9 protein-coding genes and 1 pseudogene are annotated in these 9797 nt (G+C 66.2%); 7 read left to right on the forward strand and 3 right to left on the reverse strand.

Translation table 11 applies throughout. The features are described from left to right. The 7 genes from JZ791_RS42180 to JZ791_RS42210 all read left to right on the forward strand — a co-directional run. Positions 1-247: hypothetical protein (locus JZ791_RS42180; RefSeq protein ID WP_216903275.1), on the forward strand; the 247-nt coding region annotated here is incomplete at its 5' end. A 115-nt stretch (positions 248-362) separates the two neighbouring features. Continuing rightward, positions 363-1061 (forward strand): SGNH/GDSL hydrolase family protein, encoded by a 699-nt coding sequence (locus JZ791_RS42185; protein ID WP_216903276.1) that lies wholly within the window; start codon positions 363-365, stop codon positions 1059-1061. Between the two features lie 406 nt (positions 1062-1467). Continuing rightward, positions 1468-2175 carry an SGNH/GDSL hydrolase family protein gene (locus tag JZ791_RS42190; protein WP_216903277.1) on the forward strand — a complete coding sequence of 236 codons (708 nt, stop codon included), beginning with the start codon at positions 1468-1470 and terminating at the stop codon, positions 2173-2175. 209 nt (positions 2176-2384) lie between these two features. Further along, positions 2385-3902 (forward strand): class I adenylate-forming enzyme family protein, encoded by a 1518-nt coding sequence (locus JZ791_RS42195; protein WP_216903278.1) that lies wholly within the window; start codon positions 2385-2387, stop codon positions 3900-3902. Between the two features lies 1 nt (position 3903). Then, positions 3904-5133, forward strand: coding sequence for an acyltransferase (locus JZ791_RS42200; protein WP_216903279.1), 1230 nt, complete (start codon positions 3904-3906; stop codon positions 5131-5133). Beyond that, on the forward strand, positions 5115-5954 hold the full coding sequence (locus tag JZ791_RS42205) for a phosphosulfolactate synthase (protein ID WP_216903281.1): 840 nt from the start codon (positions 5115-5117) through the stop codon (positions 5952-5954). Before JZ791_RS42200 ends, JZ791_RS42205 begins: the two co-directional genes overlap by 19 nt. Further along, positions 5947-6345, forward strand: coding sequence for a VOC family protein (locus JZ791_RS42210; RefSeq protein WP_216903283.1), 399 nt, complete (start codon positions 5947-5949; stop codon positions 6343-6345). Before JZ791_RS42205 ends, JZ791_RS42210 begins: the two co-directional genes overlap by 8 nt. On the opposite strand, the gene JZ791_RS42215 is transcribed toward JZ791_RS42210, so the two are convergent. From JZ791_RS42215 to JZ791_RS42225, 3 genes and pseudogenes are all read right to left on the reverse strand, one after another. Further along, positions 6311-7378 (reverse strand): DUF6585 family protein, encoded by a 1068-nt coding sequence (locus tag JZ791_RS42215; RefSeq protein WP_216903285.1) that lies wholly within the window; start codon positions 7376-7378, stop codon positions 6311-6313. The genes JZ791_RS42210 and JZ791_RS42215 overlap by 35 nt on opposite strands. A 470-nt stretch (positions 7379-7848) precedes the next feature. After that, entirely contained in the window at positions 7849-9282 is a 1434-nt protein-coding gene (locus JZ791_RS42220; RefSeq protein WP_254207302.1) for an alpha/beta hydrolase, read from the reverse strand. A gap of 97 nt (positions 9283-9379) precedes the next feature. Then, positions 9380-9797 (reverse strand): annotated as a pseudogene (locus JZ791_RS42225) (DUF6461 domain-containing protein); the annotation flags it as partial.

Below are 9797 nucleotides of genomic sequence, written 5' to 3' on the forward strand. Positions count from 1 at the left end.
GTCCTGGGATGACGCCGACGACATCCCGTCCGACGCCGACGCGGGCATCTGGGCGGCGGCCCAGGAGATCTCCGCCCGCCGTCTGTCCAAACTCCCGGTCGAACAGCTGGCCGAAATCCTCACCCTCGCCGACGAATCCTGGACCCCCGCCGCCATCGGCGCCTCCGTCGGCCTGCCCGGCTCGCGAATCCTGAGCATCCTCGAGGCCGCTCGCCGCCTCAGCCTCCCCTACGCCATCAGCGGCTGAGGAAAACCAGACAGACTACGCGATTCGTACATCCCGCGACCGCGAAACGAGCGTGGCGCATTTCACTTGATGACAACCCTTGACCGAATCTGCCGCTCTCGCAACACTTCGCACCGTGAAGCGCGCTTCGAGAGCCGGCGTCTGGGCCGCGGTCGCCGGTGTGGTGGTCACCGGCCTACCCGCTGTCGTCTACGCGCACGCGGATTCGACGAATCCCGATACGCTGCCCCAGACCAGCCGGCCCCTCCTCGCCGTCGTCGGCGCCTCGATCAGCGCCGGCAGCGGCGCCAAGAGTCCCGATCAGGCATATCCCGCACTGCTGGCCACGCAGTTGGGCTGGCAATCGGAGGTGAGCGCGGAGCCGGGCGCCGGATACATCGCGCGCGGCAAGCACAGACTGGGACCGATGCTGCACCTGCTCGCCAAGCTGCAGTTGACCCTCCACCAGCCCAGGATGGTGATCGTGCAGGCCGGTTACAACGACATCGGCGAGCCGCCCAGCCAATTGGCCGATAGTGTGCGCGCGGTGATCGGAGAGATCCAGGCCCAGGCTCCCGACGCCGCGATCGGCGTGCTCACCATCTTTCCGAAGGGCCGGGCCTCACCGGCCGCCTGGGCCACCGACACCCTCATCGTCGACGCGGCGCGCGACGCCGATCGACATGTCTACGTCTTCGATCCCCTGGCATCGCGCTGGACGTTCCCCACACAGTCGGACCGCGAGCACCCTACCGCCGGGGGCCAGCGGTGGATCGCCGAGCGCCTCGCCTCCGAGTTCCGGAAAGATGGACTGATCCCCGCGGCGCACGGTTAGGCCCACCACAACAATTCAAATCGTCACCGAGTATTTCGTTGTGCGGGACCGCAACCGATGGTCTCATTGAAAGCAATTGGGTCCGTGCGATCGGAGGGTTCGGATGGACGGCGTCGTTGTGCTGAAGCGGGCATGGGACCGGGCTGCCGCGGCGGTTCGACGCGCCCCGCGACATCCCTCGTCCACAGGCCCGGATCATCGTGGACGCAGTGGCGCACATGTGCCGACCATCATGCGTGAGCGCGGCCCGGAAGTGAGGGGGGACACGATGATTCGGCCGCGAGCTGCGACGAGACGCACCTCACCGCCTGTCCTCGATCGGCGTACCGGGCGGAGTGGTCATCCTAGGGGGGATTGGTGGGAGCGTCAGCTTGACCGATTGCATCGAACTGGTAACACTTGGCGCGTGAAGCATGCTTCTAGAGTCGGCGTCTGTGCCGCCGTGGTCGTCGGTGCGGCCTTGTCCGGTCTTATGGGTGTGGAACACGGGCATGCCGAAGCGAAGGGCCCGGATATCGCCCCCCAGGCCGAGGTCAGTCGTCCTGTCCTCGCCGTGGTGGGCGCCTCGATCAGTGACGGCGTCGGCGCCGGAAATCCCGATCGTGCCTATCCCGCCCTCCTGGCCGCGCAACTCGGCTGGCAGTCGATGGTCAGCGCGGACCCGGGCGCCGGATACGTGGCGCTGGGCAGCCGCAAACTGGGCCCCATGCTCCGCCTGCTGGCCAAGCTTCAACTGACCGATCACAAACCCACGATGGTGATCGTGCAGGCCGGTTACAACGACATCGGTAAATCGCCCAAGGTGCTGGCCTCGAGCGTGAGCAAGGTCATCGGGGAGATCCGCACCCAGGCCCCCGACGCGGCGGTCGGCGTGCTCACGGTCTTCCCGAAGGGCCAGCCCTCACCGGCCGCCTGGGCCACCGACACCATCATCGTCGACGCGGCGCGCAACGCCGATCCACATGTTTATATCTTCGATCCCCTGACGTCACACTGGGTATTCCCTACACTGGCAGACCGCCTACATCCCACTGCGGTGGGGCACCGCTGGATCGCCGACCGCCTGGCGGCCGACTTCCGGCACGATGGTCTGACAGGTCTGACCCACCACTGACCTCATCTGCCCCGCCGATGCCGTAAGCTCCGTCGGCTCATCGTCCCCTAAGCGCCGCGCCACACCAACCGGTCTGACACACTGTTATCCGGCGCCCGCCCCCTGACGGATTAGCTGTCATGTGGCACAGGGAATTCGGAGGAACCGAACAGTGGACACACACGGTCGGTGGGAATGCTGGGCGGGTGACGGCCGACCGAGGGAAGCAGATGACGCAGAGCAAGGACCGGGAAACCGAGACGTCTGTCGCGGCACTGATCGGCGTACATGCCGCTCAGCGGGCCGCGCGCCCATTTCTGGAGGATGCCCGCAGTGAGCGGGCGATCCGTTATGGGGACTTGGCCGAGCTGGCCGGCCGTTGGGCCGCCTATCTCGACGCCAGAGTCCCCCCAGATGCGACCATCGTCTTGGACATCACCGATCCGCTGACCTTCGCTATCGTCTATTTATCGGTGATCGCGACGGGCCGCTGCGCCGTGCCGGTGGATCCGCGCGCCCCGTTCGCCGAGCGGCGCCGCACCCTGGGCAGCCTCACCCCCGACGCGGTCGTCTCCGAGAATCAGAGCCTGGCCGGCCTCCTGGGCGTGCCGGCACTGCCCACTGTCCCCGGCCCCGAGACCAGCACCCGGCGGGCCAGCGGGTCGGTGCTGCTGGCGACCTCCGGCTCCACCGGCGCACCCAAGGCCATGCGCCTGTCCGAGCGCCAGCTGCTGCACGTCGCGACGGGTGTGGCGGCGCACAACCAGATCAGCGAGCACGATCGCGGCTACAACAGCCTGCCGCTGTTCCACATCAACGCCGAGGTGGTCGCGCTGCTGGCCACCCTGACCGCGGGCGCCTGCCTGGTCCTGGACCAGCGCTTCCACGCGACCGGATTCTGGCCGCTGCTGCACACCAAGCGGATCACCTGGCTCAACGCCGTCCCGGCGATCTTGGCCGTGCTGACCGCCGAGGGCGCGGCCACCCCGGTCCTGCCCTCGGGGCTGCGCTTCATCCGTTCGGCCTCGGCGCCGCTGCCCACCCCTGTGCGCGCACGCATCACCGCCGCGACCGGCGTGCGGATCGTGGAGAGCTACGGCATGACCGAGGCGGCCAGCCAGATCACCGCGACCGGTCTCGACGAGATCGCGCCCGCGGGTTCATGCGGCCGGCCGGTCGGAATCGAGCTTCAAGTACGAGACCAGGAGAACCGAGCGGTCCGTAGCGATATCGTGGGACGGGTGCATATTCGTGGCGCCGGGGTGATCGATGGGTACCTCGGGGGCCGCGCGGCCGAACGGTTCGACGCCCAGGGCTGGCTGGACACCGGCGATCTGGGTCGTATCGATGAGAACGGGTATGTCTATCTGGTGGGCCGCAGCGACGATGTCATCAACCGTGGTGGCGAGCTGCTGTACCCGCGGGAGATCGAGGAGGTCCTGCAGGCCGATCCGGGCGTGCGGGACGTAGTGGTTGTCGGGCGCGACGACGAGATCCTGGGCAGTGTCCCGATCGCGTACGTCATCGCGGCCGACGCCGGGGAGTTTGGTGAAGCCATGGTCGGTGAGGTCGATTCGGACGACGAATACGCGCAGCTGCGGGACACGTTGAGCCTGCGCTGCGCGGAGCAGCTGTCGCGGGCCAAACGGCCCGTCGAGATCGTGTTCGTGGAGGACTTCCCCCGCGCACCGACCGGAAAGGTGCAGCGTCATCGTCTTCGCGATGCCATGCAAGTAGCGGTTGTGTGATATGAGTGTCACCGCCGAGGCACCAGCCACCATCCGATCCGAGTCCAGGCCCGCGGCCAAGCGCCCACATCTGCATCAGATCGACCTGTTCCGGATCGTCACCTTCGCCTGCGTCATCGGCGCCCATGTGGTCGGCAATTCGCTCGACCGGGACAACGTCGCAGGCAACGGCGTGGTGGTGCTGCTGCACTTCACTCGGCAGGCATTCTTCGCACTGACCGCGTTCGTGCTGATCTACCAGTACTCGCGCAAACCGTTCGACACTCGCAACTTCTGGCGAAGACGCTTCCCCCTCGTCGGCATCCCGTATCTGGCGTGGTCGGTGATCTACTGGGCCTATTCGATCGTGGCCGGGCTGCATCCCGGCGAGGGCGTTCGATCGGCGGTGTGGCGCCTGGTGTTCGAGACCCTCACCGGCGGCGCGTGGTATCAGCTGTACTTCCTGCTGGTGACGATGCAGGTATACCTGCTGTTCCCGCTGATCATGCGCCTGCTGCGCGCCACCGAGGGGCATCACCGATGGGTCCTCGCGGTCAGCGCGCTGCTACAGGCGGGCGCCCAGTGGATCCTGGTCCATCCGCCGGCACTGACCGGGCGACCGGCCGGGGTGTGGGGGGATCTGTACGTCACGATCTTCCCGTATCAGTTCTACGTTCTGCTGGGCGCGGTGGCGGCCTGGCATATCGAGAAGGTGACCGAGTCGGTCCGCCGATACGGTCCGCTGCTGGTCGTCGGTTCGATCGCGGCTACCGCACTATCGGAGTTGCAGTACTACCGGCAGGTCCATTGGATGTTTCCCTGGCAGGCCAGCAATGTGTTCATGCCGCATCTGCTGGTCGCCTTCACCCTGATCATCTTCGCCCAGTACACCGTGAGCAGTTGGTGGGCCGGGCACCGGCGAGAGGGCGGCTGGGCCGCCCGGGCGGTGAAGTGGGGCTCGGATCGCTCGTTCGGCGTATTCCTCGTCCATCCGATATGCCTGCAGGTGCTCTCGCCCGTCATCCCGGACTTCCAGAGCGCGCTGGGCCTGCTGTGGGGCACGGTGATGCTGTATCTCTGTGTGCTGATGATGGCGATCGCCATTACCGAGGTGCTGCGACGCATCCCCGGTAGTCTCTGGCTCACCGGGCGTCCCATGCTGCACACCGATCTATTCGCTATCATTCGCCGTTCGCGTACAAACCAGTCCCGTACTTCCGTGCAGGAGATGCATTGCTCACCGACACGTTGACATTTCCCCACACACTGCCGCTGCCGGGCCGGGACGCCAAGCCCCGGCAACGCGGACAGACCATGGTCATCGATCCCGGCCTACCGACCCGCTACTTCACCGACGTGATCGACAGCTTCGCGGATCTGATCGACGTCGTGAAATTCGGGTGGGCCACCTCCCTGGTCACTCCGAAGATCAGCGAGAAGATCCGCGCGGTGCGCGCCAACGGGGTCGAGTTCTACTTCGGCGGCACCATGTTCGAGAAGTTCGTGCTGAACGACCGGGTGGAGGAGTGGCGGCGCATCTGCCACGAGGCCCAGGCGAACACCGTGGAGATCTCCAACGGGGCGATCGCGTTGTCCAATGACGACAAGGCCGAGTACATTCGCCGGTTCGCCGGCGAGTTCACCGTGATTTCCGAGGTCGGGTTCAAGGATCCGGTGCGCTCCGAACGGCTGCCTCCGAATCGGTGGATCGAGTTCATCCGGCAGGATCTCGACGCGGGCGCCAAGCTGGTCATCGCCGAGGCGCGAGAGAGCGGCAGCAGCGGTATCTGTCGTCCCAACGGTGATCTGCGGGTCGGCCTGATCGAGGAGATCGCCGATTCCGGGATCGACATGAACCAGGTCATGTTCGAGGCGCCGAACAAGGAGTTGCAGATTCATCTGCTGCAGCGCCTGGGGCCCCACGTCAATCTGGGCAACGTCCACGCCGAGGCTGTGGTCGGGTTGGAGACCCTGCGGCTGGGCCTGCGCGCGGATACGCTCACCGATTTCTCCGGTACCGAACTGCCCGAGCCCACTTCGACCACCGATCAGGAGTTCCAGACCCATGCGTGAACAGCGCGACGCCTTCCACCTGGCCATTCCGGTCGCGGATCTGGATGAGGCGCAGGACTTCTACGTCGGCGGCCTCGGTGTGAAGCTGGCCCGCCGCTACGCCGACCGAATCACCCTGGACTTCTTCGGCGATCAGGTGGTGTGCCACCTGTCGGAGCAGATCGACACCGATCCGAAGCTGTACCCACGCCATTTCGGCGTCACGTTCCGCGAACGCGAGGACTTCGACCGCCTGCTGCGGCTCGCGCAGCTGCGCAAGCTCCCCTTCTTCGCACCGGTGTCCACCCGGTTCGAAGGCACGGTGGAGGAGCACCTCACGATGGTGCTGCAGGACCCGTCGAACAACCTACTGGAGTTCAAGCACTACGTGGATCCCCGGATGATGTACTGAGCTGCGCCTCGTGGTCGGATTCGGCTGCGCTGAGCGCGGATTCGACCTCGGCGGCGAAGTCGTCGGACTCCGGGGTGGTGGTCTCGGCCGGGCCGGCTGTCGTCGGCTCGGCATCCGTCGGCTCGACGGGCTGCGACTCGACGACTTCCGCCGCATCCGCGGCTTCCTGAGCGCCCTCGGCCGGAACCTCCTGCGATAGCAAACCTTCCGCGAGTTCCGCGGCTGCGGCCATGCGCAAACGTTCGGCGACCTCGTTGAAGATATAGAAGTTCGGTATGGATTCGACGGGAGCCATCGATATCCATCGACCGGCGAACTTGATCCGGACCAGCCCACCCCGGGCGTCGATCATCTGAACCCGTTCCCACGGATAACGCATTCCGCCGAAGACGATTTCGAGCAGGTTCACCGCGACATCACCGAACCGGACGGTCTCTTCCGCGTCGATCGCGGCCACCGCGCGCGGCAATTGCGTTGCGGTGACCGCCGTTTGGATCGCCGGACCCCATTCGTTCGCATCGGCGAACTGATGCTCGTCGAACTTCTCGTGCGCCCCGCCGGGCCCGCTCAGCGTGAACGCGTAGTCAGCCGTCGGCGACGAGGAATTGTGGAACCGGACGACCTCCTGCCGCACTTCGACAGTGTCCCAGCGGAATGCGGCGATCTGCTGACCCGACCGGTACACCGTGATGCCGTAGTCGAACAGATCCAGCCGCGCGCCGCGGTGCGGTCCGGCCAGGCGGCTGCGCAGCCCGGCGGCCACCACCGGCACCAGCGCCAGAATCGCGAAAGTCACACAGCCGATCCACCATCCGGCGGTCACGCAGATCGCCGCGACCACCGCCAGGCCTCCCGCGACCATGCAGCAGCCACGCACGAACGCGTCGGTGCTCATCGACGCCGGTAGAAATGTCTGTCGATGATCACCGAGCTTCTGATATTCGGCCATCAAATGAGCCAGCTGCGTCAGGGGCACCGTTCGCCGGTCTCCGGTTCCCCCGGTGCCCCGCTGGGGCGTACTCGGGGTGGTCACTCATCCCTCCATAAAGACGGTTTTTCTGCCGCGGGAAGCGTATTCGACAAAAGCGAACTCTGCTACCAGAAGGCGCAATTAGGTCCCCCACGATCGGTAAATCGGGGAAACCGTGCAGTTCGGAGCTTATTCGACTGAACGAACTCGGCAGGCCCGCAACACTACCATCATTGCAACCGACGCTCCGATCAGCGCCGAGCCGAGCCCACCGTGCGGCCGCGATGGCGCGTCGGGCCGGTAGGCGGATCCGGCCGATCGTCCTGCGAGTTCATGAATTCCGCCGAACGGATTCTCGCCGCAAAGCTCAACCGAGACAGAGAAATTACGTACCCGCGCAGGGCCCGAACACCCCGGGCGCCGCCGACCCGCTCACCGGATTTTCTGCACCGCACCGTAATTCGGTTTCGGTACTAATCCCCGTGCGCCACGCGAAATTACGTGCGGCGGATACGGCCCCGGCGCAACCGCGCTCATGATGCACCGAGGCGGTCGAACAACCAAGGCATCGCCGTCACGAACGCGCCCGCGGCCGCCTGCCACGTGTGATTACCGCGGCTCACATACAGCGCGGACGCTATATCGACCTTGTGCGCCGAGACGTACAGTGCCTGCGCCGCGCCGATATGGACTGCCACGCTGGCCTTCCCCCTGTGTGGGTCCGGATCCGCCGCCACCGCGTCGGGCATCCGGTCCCCGGTCCACATACCGGTCGGCCCGACGGGGGTGAAGGCATAGAACAGGCCGGCCACCCCGGAGTACGGGCCGTGCGCGGCCATGACCGTGCGCGGATCGAACGCCGCCCACTGCCGGGTGTCGCCGCCGTAGAGACGCTGGATCGTCTGCTGCTTGTTCCCGGCGTTCGGGCCGATATCGCCCGCGATATCGACGAAGGTTCCGAACAGCGCCGGATGCAGCACGGAGAGGTCGATGGCGCAGGTGCCGCCCATCGAGAATCCCGCGATCGCCCACCCGGCGTCGGTGGTGCCGAAGGTCTTCTCGATGTAGGGCGGCACATCCTGGACCACATGGGCGGCGGCGTTGTCGCGCGGGCCGTTCACGCATTCGGTGTCGTTGGTGAAGGTGCCGTTGGTGTCGACGAACACCAGCACCGGCGCCCATCCGCCGTGCTGGGCCGCGAAGGCGTCGACCTCGGGCAGGATGTGCCCGACGCGCACCCAATCGCCCGGTGTGGCGAACGCGCCGTCGATCATCACGACGACGGGCAGTTTCGGCGGCGTCGCGCCGGTGAACCAGATCGGCGGCAGATACACGTATTCGGTGCGGTGCCACATACCGCTGGCACTATCCGGTGTCGTGATCGGGACGACGCGCCCCTGGGCCGGTTCGTGGCCCCGCATCCCCGGCAGCGCGCTCAGTGCGGTCTGCTCCGGCAGTGGCGCCGCGTCCACGGTCTGGATCAGGGTCTTGACCTCCGGGAAATAGCCGACCCAGATGTTGACCGCGATGCCCGCGCTGAGGGCGGCCAGCACGACACTGAACACCGACAGTCCGCGCCGCCACCACCGAGCACTGGGCCAGCCCGCCACGACGACAACGAGCGCCGTCCCGATGCATCCCGCCGAAATCCACAGCGCGATCGGGGCGTGATCGGGACCGGTCGCCCAGCCTTGGGAGTACACGACATAGTGCGTCGCGAACGCGCTGACGATCCCGACCGCGATCGCCACCGGCAACCACACCAGGCGCCACCGGCGTGTGCGCCAGCCGATCGAGACGATCAACGCCGCCACGGCCAGGATTTCGATCGTCACCGGGAACCAGCCGTCCAGCAATGACGTCGCCGTCCAACCGGTGTCCCGCCAGTAACCGCGGCCGCCGACCAGGCTGGCTGGCGGAAGGGGTGGAAACGGCACGCTCGCACGCATTCCGGGCACGAAGGACATCACGTCCGGATTGTGTCGTCGGACGGTGCGAAAACGCTGTCAAGTCACTGAGGGTACCCGGAGAACTTGCTCCCGCACAGCACGTGCGGCCGTATCGTCAGCCGAAGGTCGTGACCAGCAACGGAATCCGGCGCAGATCATCGAGAGTGAAGCGAATATCCGCCAACGCGCAGACCGCGCGCATACAGATGGAGTAATCGGCTTCCCCCGGGTCGAGATAGTCGTGCTCGAAAGTCCCCGCCGCCTCGAACGCCGCCCGCAACTCCTGCGGCATCCCCGGCAGATCCGTCTCCATAACAAGATCATCCACATTGATCCAGGCGAGTTCGTCCCCATCGACGAAGTACCTCAGACTCGCATCGGCATTGATCGAAGAGTAACTCATAGCCGCAACCCGCCCACCGCCCGACAATGCCACCGGGTCGTCGGTCGCCCCGAAGTCGTCATAAACGAACGTCCACTCCCCCACGGTCCCCGCCAGCAACGCCGCAGACCCCACATGCCCCTCCCCGAGC

It is taken from the genome of Nocardia alni, from assembly GCF_019038435.1.
Taxonomy (GTDB): domain Bacteria; phylum Actinomycetota; class Actinomycetes; order Mycobacteriales; family Mycobacteriaceae; genus Nocardia; species Nocardia alni.